Source organism: Sphingopyxis sp. (genome assembly GCF_035998905.1).
GTDB lineage: Bacteria > Pseudomonadota > Alphaproteobacteria > Sphingomonadales > Sphingomonadaceae > Sphingopyxis.
In genome coordinates this window covers 240,313-257,523 of record NZ_DASYHG010000030.1, presented here as the reverse complement: position 1 = coordinate 257,523, position 17,211 = coordinate 240,313, and the positions used below count along the sequence as shown (strand labels likewise).

Below are 17,211 nucleotides of genomic sequence, written 5' to 3'. Positions count from 1 at the left end.
GCCGGGGTTTTTTTGTCGGCGTTGCCGCCGTCGGTTTAGAACCTCACGCCCGCCGCGATGCCGTAGCGGCGCGGTTCGAGGGTGAAGATGTTGGTATAGTTACCCGACGACTGGTCGGTGATGTAGAGGCCCGTGACGCTGTTGGCGTCGAAGACATTCTGGATGAAGCCTTTGACATACCATTTGTCGTCGGCGCCGTTCAGCTGGATCTGGGCATTGACCTGCGCATAGCCCTTGATGCGGTTGACGTTGCCGTTGAAGATGCTGCCATAGCTTTCACCGGTATAGGCCATGTCGACGCGCGGGACGAGCGTCATGTCGCCCATACGTGCCGTATATTGCACGCCTGCGCTGAACTTGTAGTTCGGCGCCTGCGGCAGCTGGTTGCCCTTGATGTTGACCGGAACCCCGGCGGAGAAATATTCGACCCCGCCAAAGGTTGTCGGGTTGAGTCCCAGCGGCGAGAAGGCACCCGCGGCGGCCGCGCTGAGCACGTCGCAGATCCCGAATGCACCCGTCGAGGCGATGCCGCCGTCCGCCGGGAAAGCGGTCGTGCCCTGCAGGTTGGCGCCGGGTTGAATGCCCGGAATGACCCGCGTGGTAACCGCCGGATCGGGATTGATGTCCGGGTTGGTGTTGATCAGGTTATTCACCTGATTCACAAACGCGTTGATGCCCGCCACATTGCCGGTCCGCGAGGCCACGGCGCAGTTTGCGGCGTTGGTGATGTCCTTGATGATCACCGCATCGCTGCGGCCGCCACCAAAGTCGCGCGGGTTGCTGGTGAATTTGTCGTCCGACACCTTGCTGTGCAGATAGCTGAAGCCGAGGTTGACGACGACATCGGGGTCCGGCCGGACAATGGCTTCGGCCTCGAAGCCATAGATGTCGGCGCTGACATTGTCGTTGACCGCGGTACGGGCGACGATCTTGCTGAGCTGCAGGTCCTTATATTTATAGTAGAAGGCCGTCAGGTTCAGCTGCAGTGCGCCACCGCCAAACGTGTTCTTCGACCCGATTTCGAACGCATCGACCTGTTCGGGCTTGAACGATTCGGGCACGGCGAAAATCGGCTGCAGCGGCGGATTGATGCCGCCCGACTTATAGCCGCGCGAATAGGAGGCATAGAGCAGATTGTCGTCGGTCACCTTGAAATCGATCACGAAGCGGCCGGTGAGTTTGTTGAACTTCACCTTGCGTGCCTGAATGATCTGGTTGCCCGGCGTGCCGGGGTCGGCATCGAACGACCCGACGAAGGGCGGACCGAAGACGGTGTCGGTCGTGCCGCCGTGCGGCGCCAGGAAGCTGGCCAGCGTCGACCGGGCGGTCACGCTCTTCTTGTCGTTGTTGTAGCGCAGGCCCGCGGTCAGCTTCAGCCGATCGCTGACTTCGAAATAGGCCTCGCCGAACAGGCCGTAGGATTTGATCTTCAGGTCATCGGTGTTGTTCCGGAAGAAAGGCGTGGCCAGGAACGACGGCGGCAGCGGGCCGGTCGCGTTGGTTGCCGCGGTGAACGCGCCCAATACCCCGGTCAGATAGTCGATCGGGAAGGCGTTCACATAATAGCTGTTCTCGGTCAGGTGATAGTCGGCATAGATGCCGCCGACGAGGAAGTTGAACGGCCCGTCGAGATCGCTCGACAGGATGCTTTCGACCGACCAGCTGCTGTTATACTGGTTCGACCGGTCGAATTGCAGCGACTGGTCGCTACAGATTTTGTTGCCGCCAAAGCTGCCGTAGCCGCTTTCTTCGGCCAGCGAGGTGCAAAGCTGTCCGGTCGGGCCGTTCGGGATGATCGCCGCCGCGACGGGTGCGAAATAGGGCGTGAACGCCGCGCCGAGCGCGCCGTTTGCGGCCGCCTGCAACGTCGCGAGGCCGCCCGCGTAGAGCGCGCGGTTGCCGACATTGCTGTTGTAATCCTGCGACGCGTCGAGCTTGACCTTCTGATACTGGCCCGACACCTGCAGCGAGACGGGGCCGAAATTATGCTCGATCTGGCCCTGCAACGTCAGTTCGCTGGTGAAATAGCTCGGCGTATAGGCGGTGTTCACTTCGCGCGGGTCCGACGGGATCGTCGTGTTGGCATAAACGTCGGGGCCGTAAAGGCTGCCGAGTGCAAAGGCCTGCGGGATGCCGCGGATCGCCAGGAATTCGCGCGAGGTCAGCGCCGCGGTGAAGGTCGCGTTGCCGTTGAAGGGCGAATTGTCGAGGCGGCTGTTCAAACAGCCGAGGATGCCGGTCGGGTCGCGCTGGCAAAGCTGTTTCTGGATGCGGGTGCGCTGATCCTTTTCGCGGAAATAGGATGCGAGCAGGTCGATCGTCGTGTCGTCGCTGGGCTCCCAGCGGAACGAGCCGCGGACCGAGTATAAGTCGCGGTCGTCGATGCGCGTGTCGAGGAAGCTGTTCTTCGTGTATCCGTCGCGGTTGAGGTAAATGCCCGCAACGCGAATGCCCATCGTATCGCCAAGCGGGATGTTGACCATCGCCTTGCCCTTCATGGAATCATAATTTCCATATTCGGCTTCGGCGGCGGCTTCGAATGTCCCCAGTTTCGGTTTGGCGGTGATCACGTTGACCACGCCCGACGTCGCGTTGCGACCGAACAGGGTGCCCTGCGGGCCGCGCAGCACTTCGACGCGTTCGAGGTCGAAGAATTCGGTTTCGAACAGGCGGGTCGAAAACAGCGGATCGCCGTTCAGGTGGATCGCGGTCGCGCTGTCGCAGGTCGTGCCGACGCAAAGGTCGCCGATGCCGCGGATCGTGAAGCTCGCGCCGGTGAAGTTGGTCTTGGTGAAGGTGACGTTGGGCAGGGTCAGCTGAAGATCGGACGGAGTCTTGATCTGCTGCGCTTCGAGCGCCTCGGTCGAGAAGGCGCTGACCGCGATCGGCACGTCCTGCAGGCGTTCCGACTGGCGCTGCGCCGTGACGACGATTTCGCCGCCGAAAGCATCGCGTTCCACTTCATCCGCCGCGTCCTGCGCAAAAGCCGGCGTCGCCACCGTCATCGCAAGGATCGACGTTCCGATCAGTGCCTTGAACTTCATCTATAGCCTCCCTTTTTCGATCCCGCGCGATGCGGGGCCGCCCAACGTCAAATTGTGGTAAGGGGAGGGGAAACGACCAGACATGGCAAAGGGCACCGGGCCGGTATGGCCATGTGCCCTTGAGTATCCCACCTGCCAGCTGTGCTGGTCATCGTCCTCTCCCGCTGGCGTCGGGGAAAACGCCAGCCTCTCCGGATCACGACCCGCTTGAGCGAGTTCTGTAATGCAAGGTGAAGGTGCGCCGAGTTGACGAAAGCGTCAAGTCACTTGTTTGGCCCAAAAAAGGACGCGAAACCGCGCCTCTTCGAAAAGTCAAAAAGCCAAGATTCCGCAACGTAAAGTTGATGGGAGTGGACAATTTCTTTCCGCCTTGCCCTTGCTTATCGGCGCGGGGACGTCGAAATGTGCGGCATGATGGCAACAGTGAAAGCGCGGCGATGAGCGACAGCAAGAGTGAATTGGGACCCGACGGCAAGGTAGTGGTGCCGGATCATGTCGCCGATGCCGTTCGCACGCTCATCGAATGGGCCGGCGACGATCCGGCGCGCGAAGGGTTGCTCGATACCCCGCGCCGCGTCGCGCGCGCGTGGAAGGAATATTGTTCGGGTTATGCCGACGATCCGGCTATCCACCTGTCGCGCACGTTCGAGGAGGTCGGCGGCTATGACGAGATCGTGCTGTTGCGCGACATCCCGTTCCAGTCGCATTGCGAGCACCATATGGCGCCGATCACCGGCAAGGCGTCGATTGCCTACCTGCCGCGCGACCGCGTCGTCGGCATTTCCAAGCTCGCGCGCGTGCTCAACGGCTATGCGCGGCGGTTGCAGGTGCAGGAGCGCCTGACCGCCGAAGTCGCGAAATGTATCTGGGACAATCTCCAGCCGCATGGCGTCGCGGTGGTCATCGATGCACAGCATGGCTGCATGACCGGGCGGGGCGTCCGCACGCCCGGCGTCGGCATGGTAACCAGCCGCCTGCTCGGTTGTTTCCTGAACGACCAGAGCAGCCGCAAGGAAGTGCTGAGCCTGATGGGCTATTGATGGATAGGCGGCGGCCTAGCGCCGCCACATCCTGAGCAGCTGATACTGGACCGCCTGGAGCCGCGTAAAGTTGGCCGGGTCCATCTTGCGGCCCTCGATCGCGGCGACCTCGTTGAGTTCGTACATCAGGTTCCGGTGCGCGACGTCGGGGATCAGGCTCTGGATGAAGGTGATTGCGACGAGCCGCTCGCCGCGCGTCACCGGCTCAACCTCGTGCAATGTGTGCGACGGATAGACGACCGCGACGCCCGGCGCTTCCTTGAAGCGCAGGTCGGCGTTGCCGAGCTGAACATGGAGGGCGCCGCCATCATAGTCGGCAGGATCGTTCAGGAACACCGTACAGCTGACATCGGTACGCAGCTGGCCGTCGGGCAGGGGGATATAGGCGGCGTCGGGATGCAGCCCGTAGTGCATGCCGGGCGTGTACCGCGTCATCAGCGGCGGCGCGATGCGTGCGGGAAAGGTGAATTCCATGAAATCGGGATTCTGCACCATCGCGTCGAGCAGGATCTTCGACGAGCGTTCATAAGCGCCTGCGTCGTGGAGCTGGAGATTGTTCTTCACCGTCGAATGCGGGTTGCTGATCTTTCCGTCGACGAACTTGCCGCTGGCGGCAATTTCGCGCAGCGCGCGAACGGCGCCATCGTCGAGCAGCTGGACGAGCTTGAACATTATCGGCTTTCCCCGTTGCCGCGGATCGGCAGGTCGCCAAGGCTTGTATAGCGCGCGGCGAGCGCTTCAACCCATGCGATGGCTTCGGCGATGGCGGATGCGTGTTCCGCCCCCGCCTGCATCTGCAGTTCGCGGCGCAGGTCCGGGCTGTAACCATGTTCGGGCGCCTTGGAATATTGGCGCATGATCGGCCCGGCGAGCGCGGCGTCGATGCGCGCCTGGCTGGCGGGCAAAGCGAAATGCCCGGCTTGCACCGCAAGCGCCACCACCGGATCGGCCAGCATCGCATCGAAATCGGCCCACAGGTAACGCGGATCGCCCGGCGGCAGCGTGTTTTGCGCGGTCGCCATCTCGCAAAGCCAGCTCATCGCGACGCGCGTGACCGGCGGCAACTGCCACAGCGCGTGCGGGAAATCGGGAAGCAGGGCTGCGAGCCGGGCCATGCGCGCGGGGGCCTGTGCCTGCGTCTCGGCCATCGAGGCCTCGCCGGCGAGGATCGTCTCGATATAGCGGGGGAGCGCGGCGTAGAGGAACAGCGCACGGCCATCGGCGCTCGTCAGGTCGCCGGCGATCGCCGTGATCACGCTCGACGCCTTGACCATTGTACGCTGGCCTGGGCCGAAGCCGCGGCCGAGCCAGCCACGTATCTGCGCAAGGCGTTGGCGATAGCGTTCGGGCGACCACACCGACTCCGGCCGGTCGATCCGCTCGGCGACCTGCGCCAGCGTGCGCAGGAGCATCGGTTCGCGCAGCGGAAGCGCGCCGCTGACCTCGGCAAGCAGGCGCGAGGCAAGCGTCGATCCGACATGGCCGATATGGAAGATGAAATCGGGCTGCGGCGCCGCGGGGCCAAGGTCGGGCAGCGCGTCCCACGCCATCCACTCGCGCCCGATGCGATCGGTGAGTAGCCGCTGGTCGAGGAAGCTCGCCGCGCGGTAATCGGCTTCGCCCAGCAGCGCGATCAATATCCGGTCGTTCGCAAGGTCGGCCATGTGCGGCAGCAGGCTCGCGTCGGCGGCGAAACGGGAATGGAAGCGATCGTCGGCCATCGACTGCCGCCATAGGAAAGGGCGGGGCATAAGAAAAGGGCCGCGTTTCCGTCGGGAAACGCGGCCCTTTCAAAAGGCTTTGGCCAGATGAAGCTTAAGCTTCTTCGGCTTCGTCCGCAGCCGCTTCGGGAGCGAGTTCCGAAGGCGGCGTCGCGTCTTCGAATTCGTCCTCGCTGTCGGGTTCCAGCGCCGTCGCAACTGCTTCGGCCTGTTCTTCCTCGAACATCGCGGCGATGACGTCGATGCCCTGCTTCTGCATTTCGGCTTCGTCGGGCGAACGCGCGACGTTGACGCCGACGGTCACGGCGACTTCAGGGTGCAGCTTGACCTTGACGTCGACGAGGCCGAGCGACTTGATCGGGCGCTCGAGCTCGACCATCGACTTGGTCACGCCTTCGACGCCGTCTTCGGCAAGCGCGTCGACGATGTCACGGACCGAAACCGAACCGTACAGCTGGCCGGTGTTCGACGCCTGACGGATCAGGACGACCTGCTTGCCGTCGATGTCCTTGGCGCGGCCTTCGGCGTCGGTGCGACGTTCGGCGTTGTCGGCCTCGATCTTCGAGCGGTTGGCTTCGAACAGCTTGCGGTTGGTGTCGTTCGCGCGCAGCGCCTTGTTGTTGGGCAACAGGTAGTTGCGGGCAAAGCCGTTCTTGACGGTGACGACATCGCCGATGCCGCCGAGTTTCTCGATACGTTCGAGCAGGATGATTTCCATCGGTCCGCCCTCCTTACTTCACAATGTAGGGGAGCAGGCCGATGTGGCGCGAGCGCTTGATCGCTTTTGCCAGCTCACGCTGCTTCTTGGTGGACACCGCGGTGATCCGCGACGGGACGATCTTGCCGCGCTCCGACAGGTAACCCTGGAGCAGGCGGACGTCCTTGTAATCGATGACCGGTGCGTCCTTCTGGCTGAAGGGGCAGGTCTTGCGGCGGCGGAAAAAGGGTCGTGCCATGGTCGTTTTCCTTATTCTTCGCCGTCGCGGTCACGGCCGCGGCCGCCACGACGTTCCTGCTTGCGCATCATCACGGACGGACCCTTTTCGAGTTCGTCGACGCGGATGGTGAGCCAACGGATGATATCTTCGTTGATCGCAGCCTGGCGCTCGATCTCTGTGATGGCTTCGCCCGACACTTCGGCCGACAGCATCACATAGTGACCCTTGCGGTTCTTCTGGATCTTGTAGGCGAGCTGCTTCAGGCCCCAGGTTTCGGTCTTGTGAACCGTGCCCTTGAACTCGCCGATGACGTTGGTGACGGTTTCCGCCAGCGCGTCGACCTGAGCCTGGCTCAGGTCCTGACGCGCGATAAAGACATGCTCGTAAAACGGCATGGTGCGCTTCCTTCGATTTGGCCGATCGCTGATTTCGCGCCGATCGCGAAACCCCTCCGGCTGTCGTCTCGCTTCACGTATTGGTGCAAAGCAAACGGGGCGAATGGCACAAGGCCTCGCCCCGAATGAGCGCGCCTATACAGATTCGCGGGGAGAAATCAAGCGCGGACGGCCAGCTTTTCCAAGAGTTCGTGGCCGAATTCGGTGAGCGTATCGTCGCGCGCGCCGAGGATGAGAATGCGGTCGCCCGCCTTGGCCTCGTCGAGCATCGCCGCGCCGCATGCCGCGCGGGTCGTGAGGTGAACGGCATCGGCTCCGCCCGCGACGATGTCGGCGACGAGCGCCTCGCTGCCGACGCTGCGGTCGACGGTGCCGCCGAAATAGACGGGATCGCAGACGAAGAGCTTGTCGCCTTCGCGCATCGCGTCGGCGAAGCTGGCCGCGAGTTCCTTGCCCATCTGGCGCAGCGGGCCATAACCGTGCGGCTGGAAGAAGAGCAGGGCGCGGCCGGGTAGCTCGGCGACGGCGGCGAGGGTCGCGGCGACCTTGTCGGGGTTGTGCGCGAAATCGTCGATGACGGTGACGCCGCCGGCCTGACCCAGCACCTCGTAGCGGCGCGCGAGTCCGGCAAAATCGGCGAGTGCCGCGACCGACTGCGCAACCGGAATGTCGACCGCGCGTGCGGCGGCGATCGCGGCGAGGGCGTTGGCGGCGTTGTGGCGGCCCGGCATCCGCAGCCGGACCTCGTGGCGGTCGGCGGCAAAGCTCACTGCAAAGCGGCAGCCGTCGGGCAGCGCTTCGAAATCGCTGCCGCGCATCGCCGCGCCGTCGCCAAAGCCGAAGTGCAGATTATTGCCGCCGTTCATCAACGGGGCGGATTCGGGATCGTCGGCGTTGATCACCGCGATGCGCGCCTTGGCGGTGAAGTCGCCGAACAGGCGGTGCAGTTCGTCGAGGCTCTTGTGGTCGAGGCTGATGTTGGTGACCACCGCAACATCGGGCTGGTAGAGTGCGATCGATCCGTCGCTTTCGTCGACCTCGCTGACGTAAAAATCCTTATCGCCGACCAGCGCGCTGGCGAAGGGCGTCTCGGCGTCCGAAAAATTGCGCATCACCGCGCCGTTCATCACGGTCGGCTTGCGGCCCACGCTCTCGAGGATCCAGCCGATCATCCCGGTGACGGTCGACTTGCCGCTGGTGCCGCCGACGCCGATTGCCTTGTCCGCGGCGTTGAACAGCGCGGCATTGAGGTCGGCGCGCGTCATCCGGGGAAGGCCGAGCGCTTTGGCCGCGGCGATATCGGGAACGCTGTCCTCGATCGCCGCCGAGGCGACGAGGATCTGGCCCGCCTTGGGGCCGCTGCCGTCCTGCGGATAGAAAGCAATGCCCCGGCTTTCGAGCCATGCAAATTTGTCGGGCGTCCGGCCCTGGTCGCGGCTGCGATCCGACCCTGAAACCGCAGCGCCGCGCGCCGCGACGATCATCGCGAGCGGCAACATGCCCGACCCGCCGATGCCGCAGAAGAAATAGGATTTGTTTTCGGCCATCGCGGCGCGATATGGGCTTGGGTCAGGTTTGGCAAGGCAGGGCAGGGGACAGGATTTGCGTATCGGGATCGTTGCCCCTTCGACCCCCATCCTGCCCGACGATGCGGAAGCGGTGCGCGCGCTCGCCAGCCTCGGCTATTCTGACATCGAACTCGAATTCGATCCGCAGTGTTTTGCGACGCATGGCCATTTCGCGGGCGAGGACGGACACCGCTTCGCCGCACTGGTCGAGATGGCGAACCGCCCCGACATCGACGCGGTCTGGTTCGCGCGCGGCGGGTACGGTGCGTGCCGGATCGCCGAGGATGCGGTGGCCGCGATGACCGACGCCGCGCGGGGCAAGGCGTTCCTCGGCTATTCGGATCAGGGCAATCTGCTCGGCGCGCTGTATCGTGAGGGTTTCGACCATGTCGCGCACGGGCCGATGGTCGCCGATATCCGCCGCGAGGGCGGGGATGCTGCGGTCTTGCGGGCGCTCGACTGGCTCGTCGCGCGCGATCCTGGTGCGTGCGAGGCGGGGTTGCAGCATGGCGCGCGCCACGCGGCGTTCAACCTGATGACGCTGTCGATGCTGCTCGGCACGCCGCTCGAACCCGACCTTTCGGGGCACGTCCTGCTCGTCGAGGAAGTGAGCGAATATCTCTACGCCTTCGACCGCGCCTTCTTCCATATGGCGACCAGCCTCGCGCCGCGCGGTCTCGCCGGTTTGCGGCTCGGCCGCGTCAGTGCCGTCCCCGAAAACGACCGCCCTTTCGGCATGGAGGCCGAAGAGATTGCGCAGGACTGGTGTCATCGCACCGGCATCCCGTGGCTCGGGCGGGCCGACATCGGCCACGACGCGGCGAACAAGGTCGTGCCCTTCGGCTTGCATCGCGCGGGGTGAGGGAATAGGCGCGGGCCAAATCCATATTCATCAGGGGACGCATCATGCGCGCATTCATCTTTCCGGGTCAGGGCAGCCAGGCCGTCGGCATGGGCAAGGCCTTGTTCGAGGCCTCGCCCGTCGCGCGCGAGGTGTTCCAGGAGGTCGACGACGCGCTCGGCCAAAAGCTGTTCCAGCTGATGAGCGAAGGTCCCGAGGACCAGCTCACCCTCACCGAAAATGCCCAGCCTGCGATCATGGCGAACGCGATCGCGACCTTGCGCGTGCTCGAAAAGGAAGGCGGCGTGACGCTCGCCGCCAAGGCCGACTATGTCGCGGGCCACAGCCTCGGCGAATATAGCGCGCTCTGCGCGGCCGGCGCCTTCGACCTTGCGACCACCGCGCGGCTTTTGAAGACGCGCGGGCAGGCGATGCAGGCGGCGGTGCCCGTCGGGGTCGGCGCGATGGCGGCGCTGCTCGGCGCCGATATCGACACCGCGCAGAAGCTCGCCGATGCCGCCGCCGAGGGCGAGGTCTGCACGGTGGCCAACGACAACGACCCGTCGCAGGTCGTGATTTCGGGCCACAAGGGCGCGGTCGAACGCGCGGTCGCGCTGGTCAAGGATTATGGCATCAAGCGCGGCGTGTTGCTGCCCGTCTCGGCGCCCTTCCACTGCCCGCTGATGCAGCCCGCCGCCGACGCGATGGCCGAGGCGCTCGGCTCGAATGCGCCCGCCGCGCCGCTGGTGCCGGTGGTGGCCAATGTCACCGCGAGCCCCGTCAGCGACGCCGACACGATCCGCGACCTGCTCGTGAGCCAGGTCACCGGCCGCGTCCGCTGGCGCGAAAGCGTCGCCTCGATGGAAGATATCGGCGTCGGCCAGTTCGTCGAATTCGGCGGCAAGGTCCTCTCGCCGATGGTCAAGCGCAGCGCGTCGGGCGAAGTCGAGACGGTCAGCGTGATTTCGATGGACGACATCGAAGCTTTGCTCAAGTCGCTCTAATTCAAAGATTTCAGGAGAAACTCAGATGTTCGATCTCACCGGCATGACCGCCCTAGTCACCGGCGCTTCGGGCGGCATCGGTTCGGCCATCGCGCAGGCGCTTGCCGCGCAGGGTGCGCGGCTTGCGGTTTCGGGTTCCAACGCCGACAAGCTGAACGCTTTCCGCGATACGCTCGGCGGCGACCATGTCGCGCTGCCGTGCAACCTCGGCGACGGCGCCGCGGTCGATGCGCTAGTGCCGTCGGCGGTCGAGGCGCTGGGCCAGCTCGACATCCTTGTGAACAACGCCGGGGTGACGCGCGACAATCTGATCATGCGGATGAAGGACGAGGAGTGGATGGACGTCATCCGCATCAACCTCGAGGCCAATTTCCGCCTCGCGCGCGCCGCCGCCAAGCCGATGATGAAGGCGCGCTTCGGCCGCATCATCTCGATCACCAGCGTCGTCGGCGCGACGGGCAATCCGGGGCAGGCCAATTATGCCGCGTCGAAGGCGGGCGTCACCGGCATGACCAAGGCGCTGGCGCAGGAGCTCGCGAGCCGCGGCGTCACCGCGAATTGCGTCGCGCCGGGCTTCATTGCCACGGCAATGACCGACGACCTGCCCGACGCGCAGAAGGAAGCGCTCAATCAGCGTATTCCGGCTGGCCGGATGGGCGCCGGCGACGATATCGCGGCCGCCGTGGTCTATCTGGCGTCGAAGGAAGCCGGATATGTCACCGGACAGACGTTGCATGTGAACGGCGGGATGGCCATGCTATCCTGAGCCAGGCGGGGCGCACGAAGTCCCGGCTGGGGAGGGACGCTTTATGGTCAGATTCCTTTGGTGCAGCGGCATGCTGGCGGCGGCGATGCTGCCGGTCGCGGCGTCGGCGCAGTTGGGCGACAAGCTTGATTGTGCGGTCGACAGGGCCGACCCCGCGTTCAGGAATCTGCTCGCCGATGCGTTGATCGGCGACGGCGGCAATTCGGGTTCCGAACGGTTGATCGGCCAGTTTTCGACCATCGCCGATGCTTGCACCGCCGGCTTCACGCTCGATGCTGGTCAGAAAAAGGCTTATCTGGACTATGGGGTCAGCCGCATATTGCGCGAATGGCTGATCGGCCGGCTGGCCGGTTACGGGCTGTCCGGGGCGACGATTGACACGGCGCTCGACTTTGGGCCGGGCCGAAGCAATCCGCGCCTGTCGGGCGAGATGGGCGAAGAGCAGGTCAAGATATTGGTCCAGGCCTTCATCGAAGGCGGAATCGATGCCGAAAACCTCAGCGCGCCCGCATGGGAAAGCGTCGGCACCTATGCAGCGGTGTCGTCGATCTATTGGCGCCAGCGCCAGGCATTGTCAGCGTGGACCGTGATTCCGCGAGCACTCGTCGCCGAGCCGGAACAGGCCGTTGCAGCGATACCTCCGGTGGAGGCGGTCGCGGCTCCCGTTCCGGCGCCGCCGACACCCGAAGCGGCGATCGCGCCGCCGCCAGCCGAAGCGGAACGAGCGCCGTCGCCGGAGCCCGTTCCGCCTTCGGAGAACTAGAAGCTCGCCCGAGCCGTCAGGCGGAAATCGCGCCCGGCGAGCGGCACATAATCCTTGGTAAAGCTGGCGTGGCGGCGTGCTTCGACGTCGAAGATATTGTTCGCCGACAGGCTGAGCGTCAGATTCTTCGTATCGGGAAGCGGGCGCCAGCTGATCGAGGCGTTGACGAGCGTGAAGCCGTCGGTCGGCGTCTCGAACTGTGCGGTGCGTGTCTGGTCGTCGGTCCATTCGACCTCGACGCGTGCATCGACGCGCTCGCCCTGCGCTTCGAGCCCACCGAGGATGCGCAGCGGCGGGATACGCGGGACATTGCGGTCGAGGCCTGCGTTCTTGATTTTCGCGCGGGTCATGTCGGCAGTCACGTCGCCGACAATGTTGAACCCGCCGATCTGCGCCAGCCGCGCGCTCGCCTCGGCCTCGAAGCCATAGACGCGCGCATCGCGCTGGAAATATTGGAAGACGGGCAGCTCATCCTCTTCCGCGCCCGTTGCGGCCGAATAAATGAAATTGTCGAACCAGTTCGAATAGCCGGTCAGGCTGAGGTTGAACGCGTCGGTCTTGATCTTGAATGACGCTTCGGCGCCCCAATTGGACTCGCGCTTCAGGTTAGGGTCGCCAAGCTCGAAGCTTTGGGTCGCGATGTGCGGGCCGTTCGACAGCAGTTCCTCGGCCGATGGCGCCCGCACCGCGTGCGACACCGACACGCCGAATTTCGCGCCGTCGAACAGGTCGTAGGTCGCACCGAGCGCGCCCGAGAAGCTGTCGAATTTGCGTTCGAAGCCCAGCGTCTGCGCGCGCACATTGGTCTTTTCATAACGCGCCGCGGCTTCGAGACCGAGCGGACCCATCGTCAGTTCCTGCAAGGTGAACAGCGCAAACTGGTCGGTCAGGTTGCGCGGGACAAAGGCTTCGGCGCCGACCGCATCGAAGTCGCGGTGGCTGTATTGCACGCCGCTCGCGCCGCGCCAGCCGCCGCGGTCGTTCTGCGCCAGCTCGATCCGGCCCTCGATGCCCTGGTTGGTAAAGACGGTGCCGACTTCGTCGCCTTCGAATTCGGTGTGTTTGTAATCGGCAAAGCCCGCGCGGATGCGCAGCTTGTCGAAGAAGCCGTCGCCCAGCTCGACTTCGCCCCGCAGGTCTGCGCGCCATTGCTTCATGCCGATGGTGACGGGGCCTTCGCCATGCTCATGGCCGCCCTCTTCATGCTCGCCGCCATGGTCGTGCGCGGTGTTCGGGCGGTCGGGCACGCCGTAATTGGTATCGAAATAGCCGATCGAAATGCCGAGTTGGCCGCCGTCGTTGATCAACGAGATGCCGCCGCCCGCGGTCCAGGTCTCGCTCTGCGTGTTGTCGATCTTGCCGCGCTTGCCGGCCTGCGCGGTCAGCTCGGCCGCCTCGTCGAGATGTCCGTCCTCGACTTCATGTTCGGCAAGGTGGAGCAGGTCGCCGCGAATGTCGGGAGCGTAAACGAAGCCGCCGGTCCGGACGTCACCTGTCTTGCGCCAGCTGCCGTCGAGGTGCGCGACGATCTGCGGGCTCAGCGCGACGTCGATCGAGCTGCCGATGTTGCGGTCGTTGGCCGCGGTCGCATAGCCGCCGATCGCGTCGATATGGACATGATCGGTGGGGACCTTACGCGGAATTCGGCGGTCGAACATGTTCACCGCGCCGCCGATCGCCTGGCTGCCGAACAGCAACACTGCGGGGCCGCGCAGGATTTCGATGCGCTCGACGGTCAGCGGGTCGATGGTGACCGCATGGTCGGCGGAGGTGTTCGATGCGTCGATCGATCCGATGCCGTCGGTCAGGACCTTGACGCGCTCGCCCGAAAAGCCGCGAAGGACGGGGCGCGACGCACCGGGGGAGAAGCTCGTTGCCGATACGCCGGGCTGGCGGGTCAGCGTGTCGCCGATCTGGCCGCGGATATCGCGCGCCAGCTCGTCGCCTTCGAGCACCGACACATTGCCGAGGATGTCGAGGCTGCGGACATAGGGGGCGGTCACGACGATCGGCTCGCCCGTATGCACATCGTCGTCGCTTCCCGCTGCGGCGCGGTCCTGCGCAAAGGCAGGGGCGGCGAGGAAGAGGGCAAAGGTGAAACCGGCAGAGCAAAGCAAACGCATAAGGGGAGAGTCCTGTTATATGGCGACCTGATGGCGCACCCAGTAATGATATACTGTTACAATGACAACCCCTGAGGTCGCTGCGGCCTGTCGTTCGTCGGACGCCGATGTCCGTTAGTCGACAAACGCCGGCCATCGGCGGGGCAAGCGAAGCTGTCTTGCGGGCCGACGGGCGCCGCCCTAGATCAGGCGCATGACTATTGCTGCAAACAGCCTCGACCTCATCGGCAACACCCCGCTGGTGCTGCTGAAGGGACCGAGCGAAGCCACCGGCTGTGAAATCTGGGGCAAGTGCGAATATGCCAACCCCGGCGGATCGGTGAAGGACCGCGCCGCGCTCTATATCGTTCGCGACGCCGAGGCGAACGGCAGCCTGCGCCCCGGCGGCACGATCGTCGAGGGAACCGCGGGCAACACCGGCATCGGGCTTGCGCTTGTCGGTAATGCGTTGGGTTACAAGACGATCATCGTCATGCCGGACAATCAGAGCGCCGAAAAAATGGCGACGATCCGCGCCTTGGGCGCCGAACTGGTGCTCGTCCCGCCCGCGCCCTTCGCCAACCCCGGTCATTTCGTCCACACCTCGCGCCGCATCGCCGAGGAAACCGACAATGCAATCTGGGCGAACCAGTTCGACAATATCGCCAACCGCAAATCGCACATCTTCGGCACCGCCGAGGAAATATGGGAGCAGATGGACGGCCGCATCGACGGCTTCACCTGCGCCGCCGGCACCGGCGGCACGATCGCGGGGACCGGGCTGGGGCTGAAAGCGCATAATGCCGACATCGTCGTCGCGCTCACCGATCCGCATGGCGCCGGACTCTATAATTACTACCAGTGCGGCGAACTGAAAGCCGAAGGCACCAGCGTCGCCGAGGGGATCGGGCAGAACCGCATCACCGCGAACCTCGACGGTGCGCCGATCGACACCCAGTTCCGCATTTCGGATGCCGAAGGGCTCGCGGTGGTCCGCGCGCTGCTCGACGAGGAGGGGCTGTGCCTCGGCCTGTCGTCGGGGATCAACGTCGCGGGTGCGATGGCGCTCGCGCGGCAGCTTGGCCCGGGCAAGCGGATCGCAACCATCCTGTGCGACAGCGGGTTTCGCTATCTTTCGACGCTCTACAACCCCGAATGGCTGGCGAGCAAAGGTCTGGAGACAGCGGCATGAGCGGGATCAGGATCGACAGCAGTCCGGCACCCCAGTCGCAACCCGCGCCGCCGCTACCCCCCGTCGCACCCGTGAACGATACGATGCGCCGCCTGCAGATCGGCATTGCCGGAGTACTCACGGTGCTGCTGCTCGTCGGTATGGCGGGGCTGATCGGCGAACGTGCGCGCGAACGCGCCGCGAGTGACGTTGCCGCGACGGCCGAAGTGAAAATGCCCGGCGACGAGCTGAAAAGCAGCGGCGCGCCATTGGAAGAGCTTGGCGTCCAGGCGGTCCAGCCTTCGTCGAAGGATCAGAATGCGGCGACCGCGGCGAAGGTGCCGCAGGCGGCGCCCTCGGCATCGAGCGTCCCCGACCTCGAACCCGACCCCGCACTCCAGCGCGCGCGCCAGTCGAAACAGTGACGGCGGCACCGCGCCGGCCGATGCTGCGCGCCCTGACGATTGCCGCCGCAATTGCCGCGCTCGCTTGGATCGCGGGGGGGCAGGCGTTGCTCGGGCGCATCGACCCGGCGCTGGCGATCCCGTTGCTCGCGCTGCCGATGCTACTCCTCGCGCGGTGGCAACGCGATGAACCCGCCGCGATGCGAGCGCGTACGTGCCTTCTAGCCTTGATATTCCTGGCGATCGCGCAGGCCGCGCTTGCGGTCATTCTCGCGGGATCGGCGGGGTGGCTGCAACTGCTCGCGACGATTTTGGCAGGCGCGCTTGCGGCATGGCTGGGCGACCGGCTCGTCCAGTGGCGCCCCCGACCGCGAGGCTTGTCGTGGCTCGCCGGGCTGCTGCTTGTGGTCGGCTGGTTCGGCGGCGGACATGTGCTGCTTGCATCGCTTTACCGGCCCGCCGCCGCTTCCGCCGATGCGCCCGCGGTCACGATGCTCACCGGGCTGCCGCTGCGCTGGTCGGCGGGCGAGGGGATTGCGGCGATGATCGCCGAAGGGACCAATGACGACCCCGCGCTTGCCCGCCTGATGGCGGCGGGGCCGGTGTCGCTGGTCGACAGCCTCACCGACCATGTGCCGCCCCCAGGCGGAGCGCTGCTGATCGCGCACCCCCGCGCGCTGGCGCCGCAGGAACTGGTCGCAATCGATGCCTTTGTGCGCGGGGGCGGGCGAGCGGTCGTGCTCGCCGATGCGCTCTCGGGCTGGCCCGCCCGCCATCCGCTCGGCGATCCGCGCAATCCGCCGGTGACTAGCCTCCTCACCCCGCTGCTCGACCATTGGGGCGTGACGCTGGGCGCGGCGCCCGCCGGCGAGGGGGCGGCGCTCCCCGCCGATATCGATGGCGCGCGCCTCCGCCTGTTCAGCGCGGGGCGCTTCGACCGGCTGCCGAAGGCCTGCCACGCCTACGCGGACCGGCATGTCGCGCGCTGTTCGATCGGTGCGGGCGAGGCGTGGCTCGTCGGCGACGCCGACCTGGTCTTCGCGCCACTGTGGCGCCCGCTCGTCCCCGGCGCCGACCATCTGCGGCAGGCCGACACGATGGAATGGTTGTCCGCGCACCTGTGGCGCGGCGCGGGACGTGCCTTGCTGCACCCGCTCTGGATCCGCGCCCACGCCCTCTGAGTCGGCGCTTTCGCCCCAATTTACCCCGATCATCTTGCTCGCGCGGCTTGCTGCTCGCGCCGTGGGACCGGTATTTACCCAATTCGGAGCGCTTTTTGCGGTAAATGGGGGTTAGATTCCCTATTTCACCCTAAATTACCCCTTTCCACCCCGATCTATAGTTGATAGTCAGGAATCGGAGAGGGGCAATCTCCACCCGTGCCGAACCAGCTGGAATCCCGCGATTCCGGGGGCGGGGAAGTTTTGCCCGGTGGCGCGAATACGGGGGGCAGA

General features: G+C 65.2%; 16 protein-coding genes. 8 read left to right on the top strand and 8 right to left on the bottom strand.

Features of this window, described 5'->3' with window-relative positions; genetic code table 11:
* Positions 1-35: 35 nt before the first annotated feature.
* Positions 36-3,044, bottom strand: a complete 3,009-nt coding sequence (locus VGN62_RS20720) for a TonB-dependent receptor (RefSeq protein WP_327457519.1) — start codon at positions 3,042-3,044, stop codon at positions 36-38.
* Positions 3,045-3,481: 437 nt separating this feature from the next.
* Between VGN62_RS20720 and folE the strand changes: the two genes are divergently transcribed.
* Positions 3,482-4,084 carry a GTP cyclohydrolase I FolE gene (folE, locus tag VGN62_RS20715; protein ID WP_327457517.1) on the top strand — a complete coding sequence of 201 codons (603 nt, stop codon included), beginning with the start codon at positions 3,482-3,484 and terminating at the stop codon, positions 4,082-4,084.
* A gap of 15 nt (positions 4,085-4,099) precedes the next feature.
* Here the strand turns inward: folE and VGN62_RS20710 are convergent, their stop codons facing one another.
* The 6 genes from VGN62_RS20710 to VGN62_RS20685 all read right to left on the bottom strand — a co-directional run bounded on the left by VGN62_RS20710 (position 4,100) and on the right by VGN62_RS20685 (position 8,685).
* Positions 4,100-4,756 (bottom strand): Fe2+-dependent dioxygenase, encoded by a 657-nt coding sequence (locus VGN62_RS20710; protein ID WP_327457515.1) that lies wholly within the window; start codon positions 4,754-4,756, stop codon positions 4,100-4,102.
* Complete coding sequence (locus VGN62_RS20705; protein WP_327457513.1) at positions 4,756-5,805, bottom strand: hypothetical protein; 1,050 nt, start codon at positions 5,803-5,805, stop codon at positions 4,756-4,758. The genes VGN62_RS20710 and VGN62_RS20705 overlap by 1 nt, the downstream gene beginning before the upstream one ends.
* 94 nt (positions 5,806-5,899) lie before the next feature.
* Positions 5,900-6,523, bottom strand: coding sequence for a 50S ribosomal protein L9 (gene rplI / locus VGN62_RS20700; RefSeq protein WP_327457511.1), 624 nt, complete (start codon positions 6,521-6,523; stop codon positions 5,900-5,902).
* Between the two features lie 13 nt (positions 6,524-6,536).
* Positions 6,537-6,761, bottom strand: a complete 225-nt coding sequence (gene rpsR / locus VGN62_RS20695; RefSeq protein WP_037517582.1) for a 30S ribosomal protein S18 — start codon at positions 6,759-6,761, stop codon at positions 6,537-6,539.
* Positions 6,762-6,772: 11 nt separating this feature from the next.
* Positions 6,773-7,138, bottom strand: a complete 366-nt coding sequence (rpsF, locus tag VGN62_RS20690) for a 30S ribosomal protein S6 (RefSeq protein ID WP_327457509.1) — start codon at positions 7,136-7,138, stop codon at positions 6,773-6,775.
* Between the two features lie 158 nt (positions 7,139-7,296).
* Positions 7,297-8,685, bottom strand: a complete 1,389-nt coding sequence (locus VGN62_RS20685; RefSeq protein WP_327457507.1) for a Mur ligase family protein — start codon at positions 8,683-8,685, stop codon at positions 7,297-7,299.
* A 55-nt stretch (positions 8,686-8,740) separates the two neighbouring features.
* On the opposite strand from VGN62_RS20685, the gene VGN62_RS20680 reads away from it, so the two are divergent.
* Genes VGN62_RS20680 through VGN62_RS20665 form a run of 4 tightly spaced genes read left to right on the top strand, consistent with a single transcriptional unit; the run spans position 8,741 to position 12,080 of the window.
* Positions 8,741-9,568: an LD-carboxypeptidase gene (locus tag VGN62_RS20680; protein ID WP_327457505.1), complete on the top strand. Its 828-nt coding sequence runs from the start codon at positions 8,741-8,743 to the stop codon at positions 9,566-9,568.
* A 44-nt stretch (positions 9,569-9,612) separates the two neighbouring features.
* Positions 9,613-10,551 (top strand): ACP S-malonyltransferase, encoded by a 939-nt coding sequence (fabD, locus tag VGN62_RS20675; RefSeq protein ID WP_327457503.1) that lies wholly within the window; start codon positions 9,613-9,615, stop codon positions 10,549-10,551.
* A gap of 25 nt (positions 10,552-10,576) precedes the next feature.
* Positions 10,577-11,317 (top strand): 3-oxoacyl-[acyl-carrier-protein] reductase, encoded by a 741-nt coding sequence (gene fabG / locus VGN62_RS20670; RefSeq protein WP_327457501.1) that lies wholly within the window; start codon positions 10,577-10,579, stop codon positions 11,315-11,317.
* A gap of 43 nt (positions 11,318-11,360) precedes the next feature.
* Positions 11,361-12,080 (top strand): hypothetical protein, encoded by a 720-nt coding sequence (locus VGN62_RS20665; RefSeq protein WP_327457499.1) that lies wholly within the window; start codon positions 11,361-11,363, stop codon positions 12,078-12,080.
* Here the strand turns inward: VGN62_RS20665 and VGN62_RS20660 are convergent.
* The gene (locus tag VGN62_RS20660; protein ID WP_327457497.1) at positions 12,077-14,203 is read right to left on the bottom strand and encodes a TonB-dependent receptor; all 2,127 of its coding nucleotides are present in this window, start codon (positions 14,201-14,203) and stop codon (positions 12,077-12,079) included. The two genes, VGN62_RS20665 and VGN62_RS20660, sit on opposite strands and share 4 nt — an antisense overlap.
* A gap of 193 nt (positions 14,204-14,396) precedes the next feature.
* On the opposite strand from VGN62_RS20660, the gene VGN62_RS20655 reads away from it, so the two are divergent.
* Genes VGN62_RS20655 through VGN62_RS20645 form a run of 3 tightly spaced genes read left to right on the top strand, consistent with a single transcriptional unit; the run spans position 14,397 to position 16,938 of the window.
* Positions 14,397-15,374, top strand: a complete 978-nt coding sequence (locus VGN62_RS20655) for a cysteine synthase A (RefSeq protein ID WP_327457495.1) — start codon at positions 14,397-14,399, stop codon at positions 15,372-15,374.
* Positions 15,371-15,778 (top strand): hypothetical protein, encoded by a 408-nt coding sequence (locus tag VGN62_RS20650; RefSeq protein WP_327457493.1) that lies wholly within the window; start codon positions 15,371-15,373, stop codon positions 15,776-15,778. The genes VGN62_RS20655 and VGN62_RS20650 overlap by 4 nt, the downstream gene beginning before the upstream one ends.
* 20 nt (positions 15,779-15,798) lie before the next feature.
* A complete protein-coding gene (locus tag VGN62_RS20645; RefSeq protein WP_327457491.1) occupies positions 15,799-16,938 on the top strand; it encodes a Gldg family protein in 1,140 nt (379 codons plus the stop codon).
* Positions 16,939-17,211: the final 273 nt, after the last annotated feature.

Coding starts and splice junctions, on each gene's coding strand:
- VGN62_RS20660 (WP_327457497.1), bottom strand. CDS start 14,203: ATGCGTTTGCTTTGCTCTGCCGGTTTCACCTTTGCCCTCTTCCTCGCC.
- VGN62_RS20650 (WP_327457493.1), top strand. CDS start 15,371: ATGAGCGGGATCAGGATCGACAGCAGTCCGGCACCCCAGTCGCAACCC.
- VGN62_RS20645 (WP_327457491.1), top strand. CDS start 15,799: ATGCTGCGCGCCCTGACGATTGCCGCCGCAATTGCCGCGCTCGCTTGG.
- VGN62_RS20685 (WP_327457507.1), bottom strand. CDS start 8,685: ATGGCCGAAAACAAATCCTATTTCTTCTGCGGCATCGGCGGGTCGGGC.
- rpsF (WP_327457509.1), bottom strand. CDS start 7,138: ATGCCGTTTTACGAGCATGTCTTTATCGCGCGTCAGGACCTGAGCCAG.
- VGN62_RS20710 (WP_327457515.1), bottom strand. CDS start 4,756: ATGTTCAAGCTCGTCCAGCTGCTCGACGATGGCGCCGTTCGCGCGCTG.
- folE (WP_327457517.1), top strand. CDS start 3,482: ATGAGCGACAGCAAGAGTGAATTGGGACCCGACGGCAAGGTAGTGGTG.
- VGN62_RS20665 (WP_327457499.1), top strand. CDS start 11,361: ATGGTCAGATTCCTTTGGTGCAGCGGCATGCTGGCGGCGGCGATGCTG.
- fabG (WP_327457501.1), top strand. CDS start 10,577: ATGTTCGATCTCACCGGCATGACCGCCCTAGTCACCGGCGCTTCGGGC.
- rpsR (WP_037517582.1), bottom strand. CDS start 6,761: ATGGCACGACCCTTTTTCCGCCGCCGCAAGACCTGCCCCTTCAGCCAG.
- VGN62_RS20655 (WP_327457495.1), top strand. CDS start 14,397: ATGACTATTGCTGCAAACAGCCTCGACCTCATCGGCAACACCCCGCTG.
- fabD (WP_327457503.1), top strand. CDS start 9,613: ATGCGCGCATTCATCTTTCCGGGTCAGGGCAGCCAGGCCGTCGGCATG.
- VGN62_RS20720 (WP_327457519.1), bottom strand. CDS start 3,044: ATGAAGTTCAAGGCACTGATCGGAACGTCGATCCTTGCGATGACGGTG.
- rplI (WP_327457511.1), bottom strand. CDS start 6,523: ATGGAAATCATCCTGCTCGAACGTATCGAGAAACTCGGCGGCATCGGC.
- VGN62_RS20705 (WP_327457513.1), bottom strand. CDS start 5,805: ATGGCCGACGATCGCTTCCATTCCCGTTTCGCCGCCGACGCGAGCCTG.